This window comes from Streptomyces sp. NPDC001668 (assembly GCF_042893155.1).
Lineage (GTDB): Bacteria > Actinomycetota > Actinomycetes > Streptomycetales > Streptomycetaceae > Streptomyces.
Window position 1 is genome coordinate 81508 of the sequence record NZ_JBIAUQ010000019.1, and the last position, 22300, is coordinate 103807.

General features: G+C 71.4%; 20 protein-coding genes. 16 read left to right on the forward strand and 4 right to left on the reverse strand.

The window, feature by feature from the left end:
- Positions 1–30: 30 nt before the first annotated feature.
- The 8 genes from ACFYZ8_RS39215 (at position 31) to ACFYZ8_RS39250 (ending at position 8619) form a co-directional block, all read left to right on the forward strand.
- Entirely contained in the window at positions 31–1140 is a 1110-nt protein-coding gene (locus tag ACFYZ8_RS39215; RefSeq protein WP_388540383.1) for a quinone-dependent dihydroorotate dehydrogenase, read from the forward strand.
- Positions 1137–1976, forward strand: a complete 840-nt coding sequence (gene pyrF, locus ACFYZ8_RS39220) for an orotidine-5'-phosphate decarboxylase (protein ID WP_388540381.1) — start codon at positions 1137–1139, stop codon at positions 1974–1976. The genes ACFYZ8_RS39215 and pyrF overlap by 4 nt, the downstream gene beginning before the upstream one ends.
- A 290-nt stretch (positions 1977–2266) precedes the next feature.
- Positions 2267–2590 (forward strand): integration host factor, encoded by a 324-nt coding sequence (locus tag ACFYZ8_RS39225; RefSeq protein ID WP_003977346.1) that lies wholly within the window; start codon positions 2267–2269, stop codon positions 2588–2590.
- Positions 2591–2649: 59 nt separating this feature from the next.
- Positions 2650–3243 carry a guanylate kinase gene (gmk, locus tag ACFYZ8_RS39230; protein ID WP_359035898.1) on the forward strand — a complete coding sequence of 198 codons (594 nt, stop codon included), beginning with the start codon at positions 2650–2652 and terminating at the stop codon, positions 3241–3243.
- 65 nt (positions 3244–3308) lie between these two features.
- Positions 3309–3581: a DNA-directed RNA polymerase subunit omega gene (rpoZ, locus tag ACFYZ8_RS39235; RefSeq protein ID WP_003988945.1), complete on the forward strand. Its 273-nt coding sequence runs from the start codon at positions 3309–3311 to the stop codon at positions 3579–3581.
- 99 nt (positions 3582–3680) lie between these two features.
- On the forward strand, positions 3681–4883 hold the full coding sequence (coaBC, locus tag ACFYZ8_RS39240; protein WP_388540378.1) for a bifunctional phosphopantothenoylcysteine decarboxylase/phosphopantothenate--cysteine ligase CoaBC: 1203 nt from the start codon (positions 3681–3683) through the stop codon (positions 4881–4883).
- 240 nt (positions 4884–5123) lie between these two features.
- A complete protein-coding gene (gene metK, locus ACFYZ8_RS39245; RefSeq protein ID WP_355751811.1) occupies positions 5124–6332 on the forward strand; it encodes a methionine adenosyltransferase in 1209 nt (402 codons plus the stop codon).
- Between the two features lie 124 nt (positions 6333–6456).
- Positions 6457–8619, forward strand: coding sequence for a primosomal protein N' (locus ACFYZ8_RS39250; protein WP_388540375.1), 2163 nt, complete (start codon positions 6457–6459; stop codon positions 8617–8619).
- Positions 8620–8757: 138 nt separating this feature from the next.
- Here ACFYZ8_RS39250 and ACFYZ8_RS39255 read toward each other — a convergent pair whose 3' ends face one another.
- Positions 8758–9309, reverse strand: a complete 552-nt coding sequence (locus ACFYZ8_RS39255; protein ID WP_388540372.1) for a hypothetical protein — start codon at positions 9307–9309, stop codon at positions 8758–8760.
- A 270-nt stretch (positions 9310–9579) separates the two neighbouring features.
- Between ACFYZ8_RS39255 and fmt the strand changes: the two genes are divergently transcribed.
- Entirely contained in the window at positions 9580–10512 is a 933-nt protein-coding gene (gene fmt, locus ACFYZ8_RS39260; RefSeq protein ID WP_359035890.1) for a methionyl-tRNA formyltransferase, read from the forward strand.
- A 388-nt stretch (positions 10513–10900) separates the two neighbouring features.
- A complete protein-coding gene (locus ACFYZ8_RS39265; protein WP_388540369.1) occupies positions 10901–12319 on the forward strand; it encodes an RsmB/NOP family class I SAM-dependent RNA methyltransferase in 1419 nt (472 codons plus the stop codon).
- Between the two features lies 1 nt (position 12320).
- Here ACFYZ8_RS39265 and ACFYZ8_RS39270 read toward each other — a convergent pair whose 3' ends face one another.
- Positions 12321–14477 carry an MMPL family transporter gene (locus ACFYZ8_RS39270; protein ID WP_359035886.1) on the reverse strand — a complete coding sequence of 719 codons (2157 nt, stop codon included), beginning with the start codon at positions 14475–14477 and terminating at the stop codon, positions 12321–12323.
- Between the two features lie 134 nt (positions 14478–14611).
- Here ACFYZ8_RS39270 and rpe point away from each other — a divergent pair, with 134 nt between their 5' ends.
- The 4 genes from rpe (at position 14612) to ACFYZ8_RS39290 (ending at position 17964) form a co-directional block, all read left to right on the forward strand.
- Positions 14612–15298, forward strand: a complete 687-nt coding sequence (gene rpe, locus ACFYZ8_RS39275) for a ribulose-phosphate 3-epimerase (protein WP_007380668.1) — start codon at positions 14612–14614, stop codon at positions 15296–15298.
- Positions 15299–15376: 78 nt separating this feature from the next.
- Positions 15377–16420: a sugar-binding domain-containing protein gene (locus ACFYZ8_RS39280; protein WP_359035884.1), complete on the forward strand. Its 1044-nt coding sequence runs from the start codon at positions 15377–15379 to the stop codon at positions 16418–16420.
- A gap of 236 nt (positions 16421–16656) precedes the next feature.
- Complete coding sequence (locus ACFYZ8_RS39285; RefSeq protein WP_389050806.1) at positions 16657–16998, forward strand: hypothetical protein; 342 nt, start codon at positions 16657–16659, stop codon at positions 16996–16998.
- A gap of 9 nt (positions 16999–17007) precedes the next feature.
- Positions 17008–17964, forward strand: a complete 957-nt coding sequence (locus tag ACFYZ8_RS39290; RefSeq protein WP_359035880.1) for a hypothetical protein — start codon at positions 17008–17010, stop codon at positions 17962–17964.
- Here the strand turns inward: ACFYZ8_RS39290 and ACFYZ8_RS39295 are convergent.
- Both ACFYZ8_RS39295 and ACFYZ8_RS39300 read right to left on the reverse strand, forming a co-directional pair.
- A complete protein-coding gene (locus tag ACFYZ8_RS39295; RefSeq protein WP_388540359.1) occupies positions 17950–18678 on the reverse strand; it encodes a hypothetical protein in 729 nt (242 codons plus the stop codon). The two genes, ACFYZ8_RS39290 and ACFYZ8_RS39295, sit on opposite strands and share 15 nt — an antisense overlap.
- A gap of 134 nt (positions 18679–18812) precedes the next feature.
- On the reverse strand, positions 18813–19973 hold the full coding sequence (locus tag ACFYZ8_RS39300) for a cytochrome P450 (RefSeq protein WP_388540357.1): 1161 nt from the start codon (positions 19971–19973) through the stop codon (positions 18813–18815).
- Positions 19974–20192: 219 nt separating this feature from the next.
- Between ACFYZ8_RS39300 and ACFYZ8_RS39305 the strand changes: the two genes are divergently transcribed.
- Positions 20193–20495, forward strand: coding sequence for a barstar family protein (locus tag ACFYZ8_RS39305; protein WP_388540354.1), 303 nt, complete (start codon positions 20193–20195; stop codon positions 20493–20495).
- Positions 20496–20627: 132 nt separating this feature from the next.
- Positions 20628–22070: a GuaB1 family IMP dehydrogenase-related protein gene (locus ACFYZ8_RS39310; RefSeq protein ID WP_388540495.1), complete on the forward strand. Its 1443-nt coding sequence runs from the start codon at positions 20628–20630 to the stop codon at positions 22068–22070.
- The last annotated feature ends 230 nt before the right edge of the window (positions 22071–22300 follow it).

A 22300-nucleotide genomic window follows, 5' to 3' on the forward strand; every position in this document is an offset into this window, starting at 1 on the left:
AAACGGTGTCCCCCTCTTCATGAGGACACCATGTACAAGATCTTCTTCAATCTCGTCTTCCAGCACATGGACCCCGAAAAGGCCCATCACCTCGCCTTCCGCTGGATCCGGCTCGCCGTCCGCGTCCCCGTGCTGCGCACCTTCCTCGCGGCCGCCCTCGCGCCCCGGTACAAGGAACTGCGCACCGAGGCCTTCGGGCTGCGCATGCACGGCCCCTTCGGGCTCGCCGCGGGCTTCGACAAGAACGCGGTCGCCATCGACGGCATGACCATGCTGGGCTTCGACCACGTCGAGATCGGCACGGTGACGGGGGAGGCGCAGCCGGGCAACCCCAAAAAGCGGCTCTTCCGCCTGGTGCAGGACCGCGCGCTGATCAACCGCATGGGCTTCAACAACGACGGCTCGCTGGCCGTGGCGGCCCGTCTGGCCTCCCGTGAGCTGGTCTTCAGGACCGTCGTGGGCGTCAACATCGGCAAGACCAAGGTCGTCCCCGAGGCCGAGGCGGTCGGCGACTACGTGAAGTCGGCCGAGCGGCTCGCGCCGTACGCCGACTACCTGGTCGTGAACGTGTCGTCGCCCAACACGCCCGGCCTGCGCAACCTCCAGGCGGTCGACCACCTGCGCCCGCTGCTGACCGCGGTCCGCGAGGCCGCCGACCGCGTCGTCGCGCACCGCCGGGTCCCGCTCCTGGTGAAGATCGCGCCCGACCTCGCCGACGAGGACGTCGACGCGGTCGCCGACCTGGCCGTCGAGCTCGGCCTGGACGGCATCATCGCCACCAACACCACCATCGCCCGAGAGGGACTCGGCCTGAAGTCCGGCCCCGCCCTGGTCAAGGAGACGGGCGGCCTCTCCGGCGCGCCCCTCAAGGAGCGCTCCCTGGAGGTCCTCAGGCGCCTGTACGCGCGCGTGGGCGATCGGATCACCCTGGTGGGCGTCGGCGGCGTGGAGAGCGCCGAGGACGCCTGGCAGCGCATCCTGGCCGGTGCCACGCTGGTCCAGGGCTACAGCGCCTTCATCTACGAGGGGCCCTTCTGGGCCCGAGCCCTCCACAAGGGTCTCGCCGCGCGCCTGCGCACCAGCCCGTACGCCACCCTCGCCGACGCGGTCGGCGCCGACGTGAGGAAGACCACGGTATGACCGAGCCCTTCGGCGCCCGTCTGCGCCGTGCCATGGACGAGCGCGGCCCCCTGTGTGTGGGGATCGATCCGCACGCCTCGCTGCTCACCGAGTGGGGCCTGAACGACGACGTGGCCGGTCTGGAGCGGTTCAGCCGCACGGTCGTCGAGGCCCTGTCCGACCGGGTCGCCGTGTTCAAGCCCCAGAGCGCGTTCTTCGAGCGCTTCGGCTCGCGCGGCGTCGCCGTACTGGAGACGACCGTCCAGGAGGCCCGCGCGGCCGGTGCGCTGGTCCTCATGGACGCCAAGCGCGGTGACATCGGCTCGACCATGGCCGCGTACGCCGAGGCGTTCCTGCGCAAGGACTCCCCGCTGTTCTCGGACGCGCTGACCGTGTCGCCGTACCTCGGCTACGGCTCGCTCTCGCCCGCGATCGCTCTGGCGAGGGAGAGCGGCGCGGGCCTGTTCGTGCTCGCCCTGACCTCCAACCCGGAGGGCGGTGAGGTCCAGCACGCCGTCCGCGCGGACGGCCGGAACGTCGGCGCGACCATGCTGGCCCATCTGGCCGCCGAGAACACGGGGGAGGAGCCGCTGGGATCCTTCGGCGCCGTCGTCGGGGCCACGCTGGGCGATCTGTCGTCGTACGACCTGGGCATCAACGGTCCGCTCCTCGCGCCCGGTGTCGGCGCCCAGGGGGCCACCCCGGCCGATCTTCCCCGGGTCTTCGGGGCGGCGGTCCGCAACGTCGTCCCGAACGTCAGCCGGGGGGTGCTGCGGCACGGTCCCGACGCCGGCGCGCTGCGGGCCTCCGTCGAACGGTTCGCGGACGAGATCAGGTCCGCGCGGCCGACGGCATGACGACCGCGTCACGACGTTCGAACCCGTCGTTCGAGTCCTCCGGCGCGTGGTCCGAGGCCCGCTTGAGTCTGAATACATCCTCAAATCCGGGGCAGTATGTCAGAAATGTCCGGCCTGACGGAGGCTGACCAGGACTTTTCCGCTGTTCTCGCTGACTCTGGCGGAGTTGGCCGCTAGTCTCCGACGCAGAGTCAACGGGCGAGCGTGTTGCTCGTGGCTCCCCAGGTGTGGGGCGACTAGGTTCCTCACCGGTCCGTATCCGACAGTTCGACATCCGAGGTGACGTAGGCGTGGCTCTTCCGCCCCTTACCCCTGAACAGCGCGCAGCCGCGCTCGAAAAGGCCGCCGCGGCTCGCCGGGAGCGGGCCGAGGTCAAGAATCGACTCAAGCACTCCGGCGCCTCCCTGCATGAGGTCATCAAGCAGGGCCAGGAGAACGACGTCATCGGCAAGATGAAGGTCTCCGCCCTGCTCGAGTCCCTGCCGGGCGTGGGCAAGGTCCGCGCCAAGCAGATCATGGAGCGACTCGGTATCTCCGAGAGTCGTCGTGTACGCGGCCTCGGCTCCAACCAGATCGCTTCGCTGGAGCGTGAGTTCGGCAGCACCGGTTCCTGAACCGGGTCACTCCGGACAGGGAGTCCCGGGCACTCCGGGATTGCTGGAATAATCGCTGCATGGCTGCAACATTCCGGGGGACGACCCCCGAGCCCCCGGACGTACGTCCGCGGCTGACCGTGCTCTCCGGCCCCTCCGGGGTCGGCAAGAGCACGGTCGTCGCCCATATGCGCAAGGAACACCCCGAGGTCTGGCTCTCGGTGTCGGCGACGACCCGCAAGCCCCGCCCCGGCGAGAAGCACGGCGTCCACTACTTCTTCGTCAGCGATGACGAGATGGACAAGCTGATCGCCAACGGCGAGCTGCTGGAGTGGGCCGAGTTCGCCGGCAACCGCTACGGCACACCGCGTGCGGCCGTGCTGGAGCGGCTGGAGGCCGGCGAGCCCGTCCTCCTGGAGATCGACCTCCAGGGTGCCCGGCAGGTCCGTGAGTCCATGACGGACGCCCAGCTGGTCTTCCTGGCCCCTCCGTCCTGGGAGGAGCTCGTGCGCAGACTCACCGGACGGGGCACCGAGCCGCCCGAGGTGATCGAGCGCCGCCTGGAGGCGGCGAAGGTCGAACTGGCGGCTGAACCCGAGTTCGATGTGACCTTGGTCAACACCTCCGTCGAGGACGTGGCGCGCGAGCTGCTAGCCTTGATGGATGTTGTGTGATCGTGCCTGCTCGTTGAGGCCTGATCACTCGCACTGATTCTTTCCCATCCATCGGAAGGTAGAGCGTGTCCTCTTCCATCTCCGCGCCCGAGGGCATCATCAACCCGCCGATCGACGAGCTCCTCGAGGCAACCGACTCGAAGTACAGCCTCGTGATCTACGCGGCCAAGCGGGCCCGCCAGATCAACGCGTACTACTCGCAGCTCGGCGAGGGCCTGCTCGAGTACGTCGGTCCGCTGGTGGACACCCACGTCCACGAGAAGCCGCTCTCGATCGCCCTCCGCGAGATCAACGCGGGTCTACTGACGTCCGAGGCCGTCGAGGGTCCGGCGCAGTAGTACTTTCAGATTGCAGTTGGCTTTTCCACAGGCCCGGCAGCGCGACTGTCGGGCCTGTGGTGTGTCATGGAGTCGTAGCTTCGAGGAAGGGGAGACCTGGTGGACAAGCCGAAGGTCGTGCTGGGGGTCAGCGGGGGCATCGCCGCGTACAAGGCATGCGAGCTGCTGCGCAGGCTGACCGAGTCCGGGCACGACGTCCGTGTGGTCCCCACCGCCTCCGCGCTGCACTTCGTGGGGGCCGCCACCTGGTCCGCCCTCTCCGGCAACCCGGTCTCGACCGAGGTCTGGGACGACGTCCACGAGGTCCCGCACGTCCGCATCGGGCAGCACGCCGACCTGGTGGTCGTGGCCCCGGCGACCGCCGACATGCTCGCCAAGGCGGCGCACGGCCTGGCGGACGACCTCCTCACCAACACCCTCCTCACGGCCCGCTGTCCCGTCGTCTTCGCGCCCGCCATGCACACCGAGATGTGGGAACACCCGGCCACCCAGGAGAACGTGGCGACCCTGCGCCGCCGCGGCGCCCTCGTGATCGAACCGGCCGTCGGCCGTCTGACCGGCGTCGACACCGGCAAGGGACGGCTGCCGGAACCCGCCGAGATCTTCGAGGTCTGCCGCCGCGTCCTGGCCCGCGGGGTCACCGAGCCCGACCTCAGGGGCAGGCACGTAGTCGTCAGCGCCGGCGGCACCCGCGAACCCCTCGACCCCGTCCGCTTCCTCGGCAACCGCTCCTCCGGCAAGCAGGGGTACGCCCTCGCCCGCACCGCGGCCGCGCGCGGCGCCCGGGTCACGCTGGTCGCGGCGAACACCGGCATGCCGGACCCGGCCGGCGTGGACGTCGTCCCCGTGGGGACGGCCGTACAGCTGCGCGAAGCGGTCCTGAAGGCGGCGGCCGACGCCGACGCGGTGGTCATGGCGGCGGCGGTCGCGGACTTCCGGCCGCAGACGTACGCCGCCGGAAAGATCAAGAAGAAGGACGGCAAGGACCCCGATCCCATCGTCCTGGTGCGGAATCCGGACATCCTCGCGGAGATCTCGGCCGAACGTGCCCGGCCCGGCCAGGTGATCGTCGGATTCGCCGCCGAGACCGACGACGTGCTGGCCAACGGCCGTACGAAGCTGGAGCGCAAGGGCTGCGACCTCCTCGTCGTCAACGAGGTGGGCGAGCGCAAGACCTTCGGGTCGGAGGAGAACGAGGCGGTGGTGCTGGGCGCCGACGGCACTGAGACGCCGGTACCGCACGGACCGAAGGAACTCCTGGCCGAAACCGTGTGGGACCTGGTGGTGGGGCGCCTGCACTGAGTGCTTGAGTCGCGTCCCGGTCCTTACGAACCTCTGCCGCTGTGGCGTGGCGCCCCTGGCCAAGTCCACTCGGAATTGGGCACAATGCCCGTGCCGCAGGTCACAGCACTCCCGAGTGGCGAGACAGGGGGCCCGACGGCAGAGCACGACCGATAAACTGTTCTCGGACGATGCCGGGCGCAGCCCCCGAGCCCGTCCGCCAATGATCAGCCAGCAGCCGCTGCAACCCCAGGGAGCGTTGTGTCCCGTCGTCTGTTCACCTCGGAGTCCGTCACCGAGGGCCACCCCGACAAGATCGCTGACCAGATCAGTGACACCATCCTCGACGCGCTCCTCAAGGAGGACCCGACCTCCCGGGTCGCCGTCGAGACCCTGATCACCACCGGTCTGGTGCACGTGGCCGGTGAGGTCACCACCAAGACCTACGCGCCGATCGCCCAGCTGGTCCGGGACAAGATCCTCGAGATCGGCTACGACTCCTCGAAGAAGGGCTTCGACGGCGCCTCCTGCGGTGTCTCGGTGTCCATCGGCGCGCAGTCCCCGGACATCGCGCAGGGCGTCGACACGGCGTACGAGAACCGGGTCGAGGGCGACGAGGACGAGCTGGACCGCCAGGGTGCGGGCGACCAGGGCCTGATGTTCGGCTACGCCACGGACGAGACCCCCACCCTGATGCCGCTGCCGATCTTCCTGGCGCACCGCCTCGCCAAGCGCCTGTCCGAGGTCCGCAAGAACGGCACCATCCCCTACCTGCGCCCGGACGGCAAGACGCAGGTCACCATCGAGTACGACGGCGACAAGGCCGTCCGTCTCGACACGGTCGTCGTCTCCTCGCAGCACGCGTCCGACATCGACCTGGAGTCCCTGCTGGCCCCCGACATCCGCGAGTTCGTCGTGGAGCCGGAGCTCAAGGCGCTCCTGGACGAGGGCATCAAGCTGGAGACGGAGAACTACCGCCTCCTGGTCAACCCCACCGGCCGCTTCGAGATCGGCGGCCCGATGGGTGACGCGGGTCTGACCGGCCGCAAGATCATCATCGACACGTACGGCGGCATGGCCCGCCACGGCGGCGGCGCCTTCTCCGGCAAGGACCCGTCCAAGGTCGACCGCTCGGCGGCGTACGCGATGCGCTGGGTCGCCAAGAACGTGGTCGCCGCGGGTCTCGCCTCCCGCTGCGAGGTCCAGGTCGCCTACGCCATCGGCAAGGCCGAGCCCGTGGGTCTGTTCGTCGAGACCTTCGGTACCGCGAAGGTCGACACGGACAAGATCGAGAAGGCGATCGACGAGGTCTTCGACCTCCGCCCGGCCGCCATCATCCGCGACCTCGACCTGCTGCGCCCGATCTACTCCCTGACGGCGGCGTACGGCCACTTCGGCCGTGAGCTGCCCGAGTTCACGTGGGAGAAGACGGACCGCGTGGAGGCGTTGCGGAAGGCCGCCGGCCTGTAGGCCCGCCCGTCCCGTAAGAGGCCCGGCCCCGTTGGGGCCGGGCCTCTTGGCGTGTCCGGTGACCGGCTCACCGGCAGTGGGACAGCGCGGCCGTCTGTCAGTGGGGTCTGGTACCAATGAAGCTGTGAGCAGCGAGGACGGGTCGGTGGACGGCGGCGCCGAAGGAGCGCGGCCCGAGCAGCTTGCGCTCATTCGGGAGAGTGTGCGGAAGGCCAAGGTGCCGCGGGCCAAGCCGCGGACCTGGCGGGGGGCCGCCTTGGCCAAGGACTTGCCGGTCGCACGGGTGCTGGTCGACAAGGGTGTCCTGCATCTCGACCGGTACTTCGACTACGCCGTGCCCGAGGAACTCGACGCGGACGCGCAGCCGGGGGTGCGGGTGCGGGTGCGGTTCGGGGCCGGGCGCGGGCGGGTCCGGGAAGGGCGGCGTGAGGGCGGGGGGTTGATCGACGGGTTTCTCGTCGAGCGGCTCGCCGAGTCGGACTACTCCGGGCCGCTGGCGGCGCTCGCCCAGGTCGTCTCGCCCGAGCCGGTGCTCAGCGCGGAGCTTCTGGGGCTGGCTCGGGCCGTAGCCGACCGGTATGCGGGAAGTCTGGCGGATGTGCTGCAGCTCGCCGTCCCGCCCCGTAGTGCCCGGGCCGAGCAGCGGCCGTCCCCCGAGCCCCTGCCGCCACCCGCGGCGCCGGAGGCGGGGTCATGGGGGCGGTACGAACGTGGGGGCGCGTTTCTGGAATCGCTGGCCTCGGGAGGCGCCCCGCGCGCGGTGTGGAACGCCTTGCCGGGACCGGAGTGGAGTCAGGAGCTGGCGCGGGCCGTCGCCGCCACCTTGGCCTCCGGACGGGGTGCGCTCGTCGTCGTGCCCGACGGGCGGGCGGTCGCCCGGGTCGATTCCGCGCTCACCTCCGTACTGGGGGAGGGGCGGCACGCGGTCCTGACCGCCGACGCCGGGCCCGAGAAGCGCTATCGGGAGTGGCTGGCCGTGCGGCGGGGGGCCGTGCGGGCCGTTGTCGGGACACGAGCCGCGATGTTCGCCCCGGTGCGGAATCTGGGGCTCGTCGCGCTCTGGGACGACGGCGACGACAGCCACAGCGAGCCGCACGCCCCGCAACCGCACGCGCGTGAGGTGCTGCTTTTGCGGGCCGCGCTGGACAAGTGCGGTTTCCTGCTGGGGAGTTGGAGCTGCACGGTGGAGGCCGCGCAGCTCGTGGAGAGCGGATGGGCGCGGCCGCTCGTGGCCTCGCGGGAGCAGGTGCGGTCCGTCGCTCCGGTGGTGCGGACGGTCGGGGACCAGGATCTGGCGCGGGACGAGGCCGCGCGGGCTGCCCGGCTGCCGACGCTCGCCTGGCAGGCCGTCAGGGAGGGCCTGAAGCACGGGCCGGTGCTCGTGCAGGTCCCGCGGCGTGGATATGTGCCGCGGATGGCCTGCGCCAACTGCCGGGAGCCCGCGCGGTGCCGGCACTGTGCAGGCCCGCTGCAGGGACAGGAGTCCGGGGCGGCGCTGCGGTGCGGATGGTGCGGGCGTGAGGAGGAGGCCTGGCACTGTCCGGAGTGCGGGGGGTTCCGGTTGCGGGCACAGGTGGTGGGGGCGCGGCGTACCGCGGAGGAGTTGGGGCGGGCGTTTCCCGCTGTTCCGGTGCGGACGTCCGGGCGTGAGCATGTGCTGGACACCGTGCCGGGGGCGCCGGCGCTGGTGGTGAGCACCCCCGGGGCGGAGCCGGTCGCCGAGGGCGGGTACGCGGCGGCGCTGCTGCTGGACGGGTGGGCGATGCTCGGGCGGCCCGATCTGCGGGCCGGCGAGGATGCGCTGCGGCGGTGGATCGCGGCGTCGGCGCTGGTGCGGGCGCAGGGAGCGGGGGGCACGGTGGTGGTGGTCGCCGAGCCCACGCTGCGGCCTGTGCAGGCGTTGGTGCGGTGGGATCCCGTGGGGCACGCGGTGCGGGAGCTGGGGGAGCGGGCCGAGCTGGGCTTCCCGCCGGTGTCGCGGATGGCTGCGGTGTCGGGTACGGGGGAGGCGCTGGCCGAGTTTCTGGCGGCAGTCGAACTGCCCGCCGAGGCCGAGGTGTTGGGGCCCGTGCCGTTGCCGGTGACGGTGGCGGGGGGGCCTCGGAGAGTGGGGGCGCCGCCGGTCGGGGAGCGGTGGGAGCGGGTGCTGGTGCGGGTGCCGCCGGGGAAGGGGGCCGCGTTGGCGACCTCGCTCAAGGCCGCTCAGGCCTCCCGGATGGCTCGCGGTGGGGGGAGCGGGGGCGAGGGGGCGGTGTGGGTGCGGATCGATCCGCCTGACATCGGGTGACGCTCGGGGCAGCGTCTTGAAGTGGCTTGAAGTGGGTTGAGGGGCGCGGCTCGCAGAGTCGCGCGCGCCCGAGCGGGTGTCAGGACATGCGTCTGCCCTCCCGGTGGTGAGATGGGAGGGCAGAGAAGGGGGGGTGGCTCAGCCGTTGCGGGGGCCGGGGAAGGCGGTCGGCCGGGCCTCCTCGCGGAGGGCGGGGCTGCCCGAGGTGGGCTGGGTCGGCATGGAGCGGGCCGCGGGGACCGTGGGGACCGCCGGCACCGAGGGGATACCGGTGTTGACGCTGACCGCGCGGGATCCCGACGGCTCTGTGGCGCGCTCGGCCTCGGCCGTCGCCTGGGCCGTGGTGCGGCGGGCGCCGTAACGACGGTGCACCGCCTGCTTGGTGACGCCGAGTGCGGAGCCCACCGCGTCCCACGAGAAGCCGAGCGAGCGGTCGAAGTCGACCGCGGCCGTCACCAGGGTCTCCACGCTGTCCCGCAGTTCCTGCGCGAGACGGACCGTGGGGGCGGGGGCGCGTCCGTAGACGACGAAGCCCGTGGAGGGACCGGAGCGGCGCGGGCGGTAGACGTTGCCCAGCTGGGCGGTCAGTGTGCGCAGTGCGTCCACCTGCCGGCGGACCCGCTCGATGTCCCGCACCAGCAAGTGCAGGCTGGCCCGAGCCTGGGCGTCGTGGGTTGCGTGGTCGGCCATGAACAAGCCTCTCGAACCGGCGTTGAAAAGGACGGGGCCGCGATCGCGGGCCCGTTGTGGTCAACTCTTTCTTGACCAACGCGTTTACGCTCCGCTGGTCACGCAGTGGGGGCGTACCGGCATATGCGTGCGCCGGGGGTGGGGGGTTCGCGCCTTGGTGAGGAGGACGGGCCCCGCCTTGGGCCCCGCTCCGGCCGTGCGGTGTTCAAGTGCCCCGCCATAGACTTGTGCGCTGCCCGTCGTCACCCGTCCGAGAGGCCCTGCCCACCCATGAAGCTCGTCTTCGCCGGTACCCCCGAGGTCGCCGTTCCCGCTCTGGACGCTCTCATCGCCTCCGGGCGGCATGAGGTCGCCGCCGTCGTCACGCGGCCGGACGCGCCGGCCGGGCGCGGGCGCAGGCTGGTCGCGAGCCCGGTCGCGGAACGGGCGGTGGAGGCGGGGATCGAGGTGCTGAAGCCGGTCAAGCCGCGGGATCCGGAGTTCCTGGAGCGGCTTCGCGAGATCGCCCCGGACTGCTGCCCCGTCGTCGCCTACGGCGCCCTCCTGCCCCGCGTCGCCCTCGACATCCCCGTCCACGGCTGGGTCAACCTGCACTTCTCCCTGCTGCCGGCCTGGCGTGGGGCCGCGCCCGTGCAGCACTCCATCATGGCGGGGGACGAGCTCACGGGCGCTTCGACCTTCCTCATCGAGGAGGGGCTGGACTCCGGCCCCGTCTACGGCACCGTCACCGAGGAGATCCGGCACACCGACACCAGCGGCGACCTGCTGACCCGGCTCGCCTTCGCCGGCGCGGGGTTGCTCGCCGCGACGATGGACGGTATCGCCGACGGCACGCTGAAGGCCGTACCGCAGCCGACCGAGGGCATCACCGTCGCCCCGAAGATCACCGTCGAGGACGCGCGGGTCGACTGGTCCGCGCCCGCGCTGCGGGTGGACCGGGTCGTGCGGGGGTGCCATCCGTCGCCCGGCGCCTGGACGACCTTCCGCGGCGAGCGGCTCAAGCTCATCCAGGTCCAGCCGGTTCCCGACCGTACGGATCTCACCCCCGGCGCGCTCTCCGTCGGCAAGAACAGCGTCCACGTCGGTACGGGGTCGTACGGCGTGGAGCTGCTGTGGGTGCAGGCCCAGGGGAAGAAGCCGATGAAGGCCGCGGACTGGGCGCGGGGGGTCCGGATCGCGGACGGGGAGAGCGTCGGAGAGTGACGGGGTACCGGGGGCTGCCTGTGGCTTCGGCAGGGTTTGCGTGAAGGTGGGGGCGGTCGTGGTGGTCGGCGGGTGCCAAGCGGTTCGCCTGCCGTTGTGCGGAGGTGTGATCGGAGAGGCGACTCTCATGTGCCTGCGTGCCTGCGGTCGCGCGTGCTGGGGCCACCCACCCTTCGTCCGGTGGCGGTCGGCGGGGCGCAGCCGGAGGCGCGGGCCGCGTGAGGCTGGTTGGGGCGCCGCATCCCGTGCACCTACCTCGCGGAAGGGCACAGCCCCTCTGGCCGTCCGCCATGAGTCCGCGTGAGCCCCCCCGGCTCGGAATCGCCCCGGGCTTCGGCGGACGTACTCTTGGGGCGTATCCAGACCTTGAACCCGGAGCACCTTTTTCGTGAGCGACCAGCCCCGTCGGCCCCAGAAACCCGGCAAGCCCTACCGTCGGCCCCAGAAGGACCCCGTCCGCATGCTCGCCTTCGAGGCGTTGCGGGCCGTGGACGAGCGGGACGCGTACGCCAACCTCGTCCTGCCGCCGCTGTTGCGGAAGGCGCGCGAGAAGGGCGGCTTCGAGGCCCGGGACGCGGCCCTGGCCACCGAGCTCGTGTACGGCACACTGCGGCGGCAGGGGACGTACGACGCGATCATCGCCGAGTGCGTGGACCGGCCGCTGCGTGAGGTCGATCCGCCGGTGCTCGACGTGCTGAGCCTCGGGGTGCACCAGCTGCTCGGGACGCGCATCCCGACGCACGCCGCCGTGTCCGCCTCCGTGGAGCTCGCGCGGGTCGTGCTCGGGGACGGACGGGCCAAGTTCGTCAACGCCGTGCTGCGGAAGGTCGCGCAGGACGACCTCGACGGCTGGATCGCCAAGGTGGCACCGCCCTACGACGACGACCCCGAGGACCATCTCGCCGTCGTGCACTCGCACCCGCGCTGGGTCGTCTCCGCGCTGTGGGACTCCCTCGGCGGCGGGCGGGCCGGCATCGAGCGGCTGCTGGAGGCCGACAACGAACGGCCCGAGGTGACCCTCGTCGCCCGTCCCGGCCGGGCCACCGCCGAGGAACTGCTGCGCGAGGAGTCCGCCGTGGCGGGGCGCTGGTCGCCGTATGCCGTGCGGCTGGCGGAGGGCGGGGAGCCCGGGGCCGTCGACGCCGTGCGGGAAGGCCGGGCCGGGGTGCAGGACGAGGGCAGTCAGCTCGTCGCGCTGGCCCTCGCGAACGCGCCCCTCGAGGGGCGGGACGAGAAGTGGCTCGACGGGTGCGCGGGGCCCGGCGGCAAGGCCGCGCTGCTCGCCGCGCTCGCCGCCGAGCGGGGCGCCGTGCTGCTGGCCTCGGAGAAGCAGCCGCACCGGGCCGGGCTGGTGGCCAGGGCGCTCGCGGGGAATCCCGGGCCGTACCAGGTCATCGCCGCGGACGGGACCCGGCCGCCGTGGCAGCCGGGGAGTTTCGACCGGGTACTGATGGACGTGCCGTGCACGGGGCTCGGGGCGCTGCGGCGGCGGCCGGAGGCCCGGTGGCGGCGGCGGCCCGAGGATCTGGAGGGCTTCGGGCCGTTGCAGCGGGCCCTGTTGAGTACCGCGATCGACTCCGTCCGGGTGGGCGGGGTCGTCGGGTACGCCACGTGTTCGCCTCATCTTGCGGAGACCAGGGCGGTGGTGGACGACGTGCTCAAGCAGTGGCCGGCCACCGAGCTCGTCGATGCGCGGCCGTTGTTCCCCGGTGTGCCGGATCTGGGGGAGGGCCCGGACGTCCAGCTGTGGCCGCATGTGCAGGGGACCGATGCGATGTATCTGGCGGTCATTCGCAGGACGGGCTGATCTAGTCGTGCGTCTGCTGCGCCGTCTCGGCCGGCCGCGCCGTTCCCCGCGCCCCTGAGTCGGTCACCTGCTCCTTGGCCAGGCTGTGCGGCCACCACACCTTCGGTCCCACGTCCAGGAACAGGGACGTGACCAGGACCGAGCGGACGATGAACGTGTCCAGCAGGACCCCCAGCGCCACCGCGAAGCCGATCTCCGCGAAGGCGACCATCGGGAGGGTGCCGAGGGCGGCGAAGGTGCCTGCCAGGACCAGGCCGGCGGAGGTGATGACCGCGCCGGTCGCGGCCAGCCCGGTGACCACGCCCTGCCGGGTGCCCTGGCGGGCCGCCTCCTCGCGGATGCGGGTGGTCAGGAAGATGTTGTAGTCGATGCCGAGGGCGACCAGGAAGACGAAGACGAACAGGGGGAAGTCCGTGGACTCGCCCGCGTAGTCGAACAGGTGGCGGAAGGCCAGGGCGCTGAGGCCGAGGGCTCCCGCGAAGGACAGGATCACCGTCCCGATCAGCAGCAGCGGGGCGATCAGGGCGCGCAGCAGGGCGCACAGGATCAGCAGGACGACCGCGAGCACCAGCGGGATGATCAGCAGGTTGTCGTGGGTGGTCGCCCTGTCCATGTCCAGCAGGGCGGCCGTACCGCCGCCGACCCGGGCGTCGGCGTCCGGGATCGCGTGGACGGCGTCCCGGACCCGCTCCACCGTCTGTTTCGCGGCCTCGCTGTCGGACGGGGCGGTCATCGTCGCCTCGAAGAGGACCTTGCCCTCGTACGAGGGTTTCGTGCCCGGTGGCAGGCCGAGTGACTCGGGCACGACTCCGCGCGTGCCCGCGACCGCCTCGCCCACCTGCCGAGCCTGGGCCTGGTTGCTGACGATGACCAGAGGATCGCCGCTGCCCGCCGGGAAGTACTTCGCGGACACCTCCTGGCCGACGATCGAGTCCGGTTTCCCGGTGAACGCGTCCGCGTTGCTGATGCCCTCGGCGCGCAGCTGGATCAGGCCGAGCGAGCAGATCGCGAGGGCCAGCGCCGTGGCGCCCCAGATCATGCGGGGGCGGCGGGCGATACGGCGGCCGGTGCGGGCCCAGAGGCCGCTCTCGATGCGGTCGGGGTCACCGAAGTGCGGGATCGCCGGCCAGAAGATCCAGCGGCCGAAGATCACCAGCAGGGCCGGGAACAGGGTCGTCATCGCCAGCAGGGCGACCGTGACGCCGATCGCGGCGACCGGGCCGAGGCCGCGGGTCGAGTTCATCTCGGCGGCCAGCAGAACGAGCATGCTGAGGACGACGGTCGCGCCGGAGGCGACGACGGCCGGGCCCGCGCGGTGCAGGGCGAGGGCCATCGCCTCGTGGCGGTCCTCGTGGCGGTGCAGTTCCTCCCGGTAGCGGGCGACGAGCAGCAGGGCGTAGTCGGTCCCCGCGCCGAAGACGAGCACCGTGAGGATGCCCGCGCTCTGGCCGTTGACCGTCAGCCCCGCGTGCTGCGCGAGCAGATAGATGAAGGCCTGCGCGGTGAACAGGGCGGCGATCACCGAGAGCAGCGGGACCAGGAGCAGGGTGGGGCTGCGGAAGGTGATGAGCAGCATGACGACGACCACCGCCATGGCGGACAGCAGCAGGGTCGAGTCGATGCCCTCGAAGGCCTCGGAGAAGTCCGCGGAGGTGCCGCCGGGCCCAGTGATGTGCACGGCGAGGCCGTCGCCGCCCTCGCCCACCACGTCACGGATGGAGTCGACCGCGGGTGCGATCTCCTGCCAGCCCTTCTCGTCCATGGTGATCGGGACGAGGACCTGGGCCGCGCGCGGGTCGCCCTGCCGGTCGTAGACCGGGCCCCGGGTCTCCGCGCCGCGGATGCCATGCGCCGTCAGCCGCTTGATCTCGGCCACGTCCTCGGCGATCGCGGCCCGCTCCTGCGCGGTGAGGCCGCTCTCGCGCGCGTAGACGACGACCGCGGGGATCTGTTCCGGCCTGAAGTCCTCGGAGAGTTGCAGGACCTGGGTCGACTCGGCGGAGCCCGGCAGCCAGGACGCCGCGTCGTTGTCCTGGGCGTCGGTGAGCTTGGAGGCGAGCGGCGCCGTCAGGAACAGCACCACCAGCCACAGCGCCAGTACCACCCACTTGGCACGCCGTCCGCAGACGAAGTGCGCGATGCCCCGGTTCCCGGTCATGGCCACCCCCGGCGCCACCAGTCGAGCCGATCGGCCGCCCAGCATGACACGCGCGAGTCGTCCACAACATCCGATGAACGGCTTAGGTCCGTACCGGCGCGCCCCTTCGCGCTCCGGCATGGGAGGCTTGGGGCATGGCCGCGCAGATCAACCCCAGCATCCTGTCCGCCGACTTCGCCCGCCTCGCGGACGAGGCGAAGGCGGTCGAGGGAGCCGACTGGCTCCACGTCGACGTCATGGACAACCATTTCGTCCCGAACCTCACGCTCGGGGTGCCGGTCGTAGAGTCGCTGGCCCGTGCGACGGACACCCCGCTGGACTGCCATCTGATGATCGAGGCCCCCGATCGCTGGGCGCCCCAGTACGTAGAGGCGGGGGCCTCCTCCGTCACCTTCCATGTGGAGGCGGCCGCCGCACCGGTCCGGCTCGCCCGGGAGATCCGGGCCAAGGGCGCCCGCGCCTCCATGGCGCTGAAGCCCGCGACGCCCATCGAGCCGTACGAGGACCTGCTCCCCGAGCTCGACATGCTGCTGATCATGACCGTCGAGCCCGGTTTCGGGGGTCAGGCGTTCCTCGACATCATGCTCCCCAAGATTCGCCGGACCCGCGAGTTGATCAGCAAGCACGGCCTTGAGCTGTGGCTCCAGGTCGACGGCGGGGTCTCGGCGTCCACCATCGAGCGCTGCGCGGACGCGGGCGCCGATGTCTTCGTGGCCGGATCCGCCGTGTACGGGGCGTCCGACCCGGCAGAGGCGGTACGTGCATTGCGCAACCAGGCGGAGGGGGCGACCGCGAAGGCCTCGTGGGCGTGCGACCACTGAGCGTCAGGAACGTGAACGGCTCTGATCAGGGCTGATCAAGCGCGCCGGATCTGCAAGGATGAACGGCGAATCCAGAGTGTGAACAGCAGTGAGGAGAACGCCGTGTCGGGTATGTCGGCGGGCCGGTCAGCCATGCGGATGGGACCCGCTGAGCTGGTGCAGGCGGCGGCCATGGCCCGCCGCTTCTACCTCGAGGGCAAATCGAAGATCCAGATCGCGGAGGAGTTCGGCGTCAGCCGCTTCAAGGTGGCCCGGGTCCTGGAGACCGCTCTCGAACGGGATCTCGTACGCATCGAGATCCGCGTGCCGGCCGAGCTGGACGCCGAGCGCTCCGACGCGCTCCGCGCCCGCTACGGCCTCAGGCACGCCGTCGTGGTCGAGTCCCCGGCCGAGGCCCAGGACTCGCCCGACCCCGAGAACCTGGGAGAAGTGGCCGCCGACCTGCTCGGCGAACTGGTCGACGAGGGCGACATCCTGGGCCTGGCCTGGGGCCGCTCCACCATCCACATGGCGGCCGCCCTCGACCGGCTGCCGCCGTGCACGGTGGTGCAGTTGACGGGGGTGTACGACGCCGGGACCGCCGAGCGCGGCTCGGTGGAGGCGGTGCGCCGCGCCGCCCAGGTGTCCGGCGGGGACGCCCACCCCATCTACGCGCCGATGCTGCTGCCGGACGCGGCCACCGCGGCCGCGCTGCGCAACCAGACCGGGATCGCCCGGGCCTTCGAGTACTTCGACAAGGTCACGGTCGCCTGTGTCTCCATCGGCTCCTGGGAGCCGGGCATCTCCACGGTGCACGACATGCTCAGCGACGAGGAGCGCGGCCACTACGCCTCGCTCGGTGTCGCCGCCGAGATGTCCGCGCACCTCTTCGACGCCGAGGGCCGCAGGGTCGGGCGGGACCTGGGCGAGCGGTGCATCACCGTCAAGGCCGACCAGCTCCGCCGTATCCCCGAGGTCGTCGCGATCGCGGGCGGACAGCGCAAGGCGGCCGCGATCGACGCGGTGCTGCGGTCCGGGCTCGTCACCAGCCTGGTGACGGACACGTCGGCGGCGGACGTGCTGATGACCGCCGGGCCGACGCCGAAGCCGGCGCTGAACCGGGCGGACCCGGACGGCCTCTGACGGAGGGTCATGAGGGGACGGCCGTAGCAGCCCTGGGCCCATGCTGCTGCGGTTCGTCTCCCGGCTCCTGCTGTCTCTGCTCTTCCTGACGGGGTGTTCGTCCACGGACACGCACGCTCCAACGCGACCGGTTACCGGTCGTCGCCGCGGGCCCCGGCTTCCGGCGCCCCACTCGACGTGGAGCCCCCGCGAGGCCTACCTTCAAAGTCCTTTGTCCTTCGCATACAGGGGACTTCATGCCGTCAGCCAGACCGGGGCCGCTCGCGATGGTGCGGCTGCTCCTACGCCTGCAGATGCAGTTCTCGGGGAACAGGCTGCCGGGCCACCCCTGGGCTCTGGCGGATGCGCGGCTGTTCATCTGCGACGCCGCGGGCTGCCGGTGGGCGTGGTTCCTCCTCTCCCCGACGTCCCGTGACTTCTGCCCCCGGCACGGTCTCACACGGCGCCACCCGGCCGAGCACGGTGACCGGGACTGGGACGTGAAGTGCCCGGAGCCCGAATGCATCGTGGAGAGACACATCGACGTGTACGACGAGACGATTCACCACGCCAGCTTCTTTCGCTGTGCCCATCACTGAGGAGAGTGGATGAGTCAACTGAGCGCGCTGGGAGTCGTGGACGCCGACCTCACCCCACGGCTGAAGTTCGTCAACATCCTTCCTTCCGCTCTGCTCATCACCGTGGTGGTCGCGCTGATCCTCGGCGGCGCGCCGTCCCACCCCCCTGGGCTGGAGCGGCTTCTCGACCACGCCGGCGCGCACTCCTGGATCGGGGTCGTGGTCGCCACTGCCGGCGCGCTCGTCGCCGGACTGCTGCTGCAGCCGCTCGAACTCGCCTCCATCCGGCTGCTGGAAGGCTATGTCAGCCCCACGGGCCCGCTGGGGCCGCTGGCACGACTGGGCGTGTGGGTGCACGAGAACCGCAGGTCCAGGCTTGCCTGGCAGATGGAGCACCTGTCCGAGCCGGCGAGTGTCGAGGCCGCGCGGTTCCGGCTCGCCCTGATGCCGCACGAAGCGCCCGTGCTCCCCACGACGCTGGGAAACCGGCTTCGCGCGGCGGAAGAACGGGCAGGCCGTCCCTACGACCTCGACGCCCTGGTGGCGTGGCCCCGGCTGTACTACGTCCTTCCGCAGGACGTGCTGCGCTCCGTCTCGGACGACCGCAACCAACTCGACACCGCGGCACGGCTGTGCCTCTCCTTCGCTCTCACCTCGGCCGTCACGACGGGACTGCTGCTGTTGCATCCCTGGTGGCTGCTGCTTCCGGCGGTCTTCGCCGTGCTGTCGTGGTGCGCCTATCGGGCCTCCGTCCACGCGGCCACGACGTACGGGGAATCGGTCGCGGCCGTGTTCGACGTGTATCGCCTGAAGCTGCTGCAGGAGATGAACCTTCAGCTTCCGGCCGACACGGAGAAGGAACGCGCGCTCAACCAGCGGCTCATGGACTACTGGTCCCGGGACGACGCCACTCCGCGGCCGCGCCCGCTGACGTACGACACCGGGAGCGGCGGCACCGGCGCGCAAGGTGGTTCAGGGGGGCCCTGACGCCCCGTCGGACGTACGGATCTCGATCCCGCCGAGCAGGGAGAGCGCCTTGATGTGGAGGGTCGGCGTCGACGGCGGATCCGGGGCGGACGGCTGCGGCCCGCGCCATCGTGCGGAGTAGCGTTCGACCTTCAGCTCCCAGCCCGCCGGGACCACTATGTCGATCCCGCTGAGCACGGCCGTCACGTCCAGCCTGGCCTCCAGCCCCACATTGCCGTTGCTGTCCACGGTCCTGTGCAACCGAGCCTCCCGCAGGTCGATCACGCACCCGCTGGCGACCGCCGTGACCGTGGCGAGCGAGAACTCCCCACGTGGCCACACCACGCTCCTCGCCTCCGCCACCGAGACCAGGCGCGTCACCAGGAGACCGTCGGCGGCGGGTGCCGTGACAGCCATGCCGACCAGCATGAACGTGCCTGCGAGGAGCAGGGCCAGCGGCCACAGGTACGGGCGAGCGGAGTCGGGGAGCGGATCGCGGGTCAGGAAGAGGAGAAGGACGCCCGCGAAGGCGACGACGAGGGGGCCGCGGAGAACGTTCTTGGTGGCGAGGACCAGACGGAGGCCGCCACCGAGGCCGAGTGCCACGAGGGAGAGAGGCCACCAGTCGCCCAGGACGGCGAGGACGTGCGCGGAGGGCGCGAGCCGGTCGACAAGGGCGGTGAGTCCGACGGCGGATAGCGCCAGCGCGATCCATAGACGCAGATGGCTTCTCACGGAAGCGAACGTTAGTACACGGAAGGGGGGTTGGACCTGGAGGGTTGCGCCCCCGGCCAGGTCCTCCGCCCAGGAGAGTCCGGTGTTCGGTGTTCGGTGTTCGGTGAAGAACACCAGTGCGCCGCACCGTGCGGTTACACGACGACCGGGAGCGCCGCGAGCCCGCGAAGGAGACGGGTGCGCCGCCACTGGAGCCGATCGGACGGCACGGCAAGCCGGATTCCGGGAAACCGCCTCAGGACTGCTTGCAGGGCGATCTCCGCCTCGGCTTTGGCCAGGGGAGCGCCGACGCAGCGGTGGATGCCGTGGCCGAAGCTGAGATGTGCGGTGGCGTCCCGGTCCAGGTCGAGAAGGTCCGGCGACGGGAACCGGCCCGGGTCGCGATTGGCGGATCCGAGGTCGATCAGTACCGGGGAACCGGGCGGGATGTCGGTACCGCCGAGTGTGAAGGCCTCCATGGAGAACCGGAAGGTGGCGGTGCTGACAGGGGGATCGAACCGGAGCAGTTCGTCGAGCGCGGCCGGGACCTCGTCCGGGTTCTTCCGGAGGCGGTCCAGCTCGGCCGGGTGCCGGAGCAAAGCCAGGGTGGCGTTGCCGAGGAAGTTGGTGGTGGTCTCGTGCCCGGCCACGAGCAGCAGCACCGCCAGAGAGACCAGCTCCTCCTCGCTCAGACGGTCGTCTGCGTCACGAACTGAGATGAGCCGATCGAGGAGGGAGTCGCCGGGGGTCCGGCGCTTGGCGGCGATGAGGCTTGTCATGTGGTCGGCCGTGGCATGCGAGGCCGCGTCGATGACGTCGGGCCTGCCTGCCGCGAACAGTTCGGCGGACCAGCGTTGGACGTCCGGCCGCTCTGCCTCCGGGACTCCGAGGAGTTCGCAGATCACCGTGACCGGCAGCGGGACCGCCAGGCCGGTCACGAAGTCGAACTGCCCGCCGACGGGCCACTGGTCCAGTAGTTCGCCGGTGACGCGGGCGATGAACGGACGCAGCTGGGCGACGGCCCCGGACGTGAACGCCTTGGCCACCAGCCTGCGCAGCCGGGTGTGCTGGGGTGGATCGCTGGCCAGCATGGTGTGCGCCACCGCCGGGTGCAGCCGACGTCGTGACTCCTTGTCCGCGAAGAACGCGGCCGTGTCCTTCGAGAGCCGAGCGTCGCCGAGAGCTTCCCGGGCTTCAGCGTAGCCGGTGACCAGGTAGCCGGGATGTCCACCGGACCCGGTGGGCAGGGGCTGTACCGGGCAACTGGACCTCCTGACCGCAGAGGTGAGACAGGGGTCCTGAATCGGGTCGGTCATGCTTTCAGGCTGCAGCCCGCCCTGCCTGGTCGTCAGCCGCGACACGCCCAACACGGCGCGACCAAGCGTCTGTTGGTCTCCTGCACGGCCCAGGACCTCGTCAACGCCGTAACAGCGTGTCGACTGATCGATGGGCCGGGTGCTTGGACGAGGACCGGAGTCGGCTGCGTACTCTGGGAACGCCGATGATCACTACGACTCGTTCAGGACGGTACTGAGATGACGGCACGCGTGGTCACGCTGGACCTCGACGGGGTCACGGACAAGGCGGCCCTGATGGACCGCTCTGCCAGGGACCTGCGGCTGCCGGGGTGGTTCGGCCGCAACTGGGACGCGCTGGCCGACGTCCTCTCCGACCCGGGCCTGTGGTCCGGCGGGGCGGCGGGGGAGGAGACCGTCGTCGTCGTACGGCACTGGGAGCGGTACGCCCAGGCGCGGCCGGACGAGTGGGCGACCGCGCGCGAGGTGTTCGCGCAGGCGTCCGCGCTCACCGTGGCACTCGCCCTTGGAGGTTCGTCCTAGGGCCCCTCCGGCCGGTCTGGACGTTCCGCCCGTGGGTGGCGTTCCGCCCGGCGTGGGAGAATGAAGTACGTGCTCTTTCCCCCTGGCTGACCTGTCCGGGGGCCACCTCTGATCGACTGGGATGTGCAGCACGTGCGTTTCCTCAACGACATCCAGCCCCCGTACGACCTGACGTACGACGACGTCTTCATGGTCCCGAGTCGCAGCGCCGTCGGTTCGCGGCAGGGCGTGGACCTCAGCTCCCCGGACGGCACGGGCACCACGATCCCGCTGGTCGTCGCCAACATGACCGCCATCGCCGGGCGCCGCATGGCCGAGACCGTGGCCCGGCGCGGTGGCCTCGTGGTCATCCCGCAGGACATCCCGATCGAGGTCGTCACCGAGGTCGTCTCCTGGGTGAAGAGCCGCCACCACGTCCTGGACACCCCGATCGTGCTGGCCCCGCACCAGACCGTCGCCGACGCGCTCGCCCTGCTGCCCAAGCGCGCCCACAACGCCGGTGTGGTCGTCGACGAGGACGGCCGGCCCGTCGGTGTCGTCACCGACCGGGACCTGTCCGGGGTCGACCGTTTCACCCAGCTCGCCGAGGTCATGTCCCGCGATCTGCTGCTGCTCGACGCGGAGATCGACCCGCGTGAGGCCTTCAACCGGCTCGACGCGGCCAACCGGCGGTACGCCCCCGCCGTGGACCGGGAAGGCCGGCTCGCCGGCATCCTCACCCGCAAGGGCGCCCTGCGCGCCACGCTGTACACCCCTGCCGTCGACGCGCGGGGCAGGCTGCGCATCGCCGCCGCCGTGGGCATCAACGGCGACTTCGCGGAGAAGGCCAAGCAGCTGCTCGACGCGGGCGTCGACACGCTCGTCATCGACACCGCGCACGGCCACCAGGAGTCCATGATCACCGCGATCAGGACGGTCCGGGCGCTCGACCCGCAGGTCCCGATCGTGGCCGGCAACATCGTCGCCGCGGAGGGTGTGCGGGACCTCATCGAGGCCGGCGCGGACATCATCAAGGTCGGTGTGGGCCCCGGCGCGATGTGCACCACCCGCATGATGACCGGCGTCGGCCGGCCGCAGTTCTCGGCGGTCCTGGAGTGCGCGGCCGAGGCGAGGAAGTACGGCAAGCACGTGTGGGCCGACGGCGGCGTCCGGCACCCGCGCGATGTCGCCATGGCGCTGGCCGCGGGCGCGTCCAACGTGATGATCGGGTCCTGGTTCGCGGGCACCTACGAGTCGCCGGGCGACCTCCAGCAGGACGCGAGCGGGCGGCTCTACAAGGAGTCCTTCGGGATGGCGTCCGCGCGGGCGGTGCGCAACCGTACGTCGGACGAGTCGGCGTACGACCGCGCCCGCAAGGCGCTCTTCGAGGAGGGCATCTCCACCTCCCGGATGTTCCTCGACCCGGCCCGCCCGGGCGTCGAGGACCTGATCGACTCGATCATCGCGGGCGTCCGCTCCTCCTGCACCTACGCCGGTGCGGGCTCCCTGGAGGAGTTCGCCGAGAAGGCGGTCGTGGGCATCCAGAGCGCGGCCGGCTACGCGGAGGGCAAGCCGCTGCACGCGAGCTGGAGCTGAGCTCGTCGGGTCCGGCCCCCGGGGAGATTCGGGGGCCGTCCGCGTTTTCTGGCCGTACGGTCGGCCTATGGAGATCACCGTCTGCCGGAGCGGCGATGTCGCAGGTTGGCGAGTGCATGTATGTCGTCGCGTGGCCGGACGGGCGGCCCGTGGGGCACGCGGCGGTGCGCTGGATCGGGTGTGCGGCTCCCGAGGCCACGGCGGCACCTTCGCGGGGGATCGGCACCGGG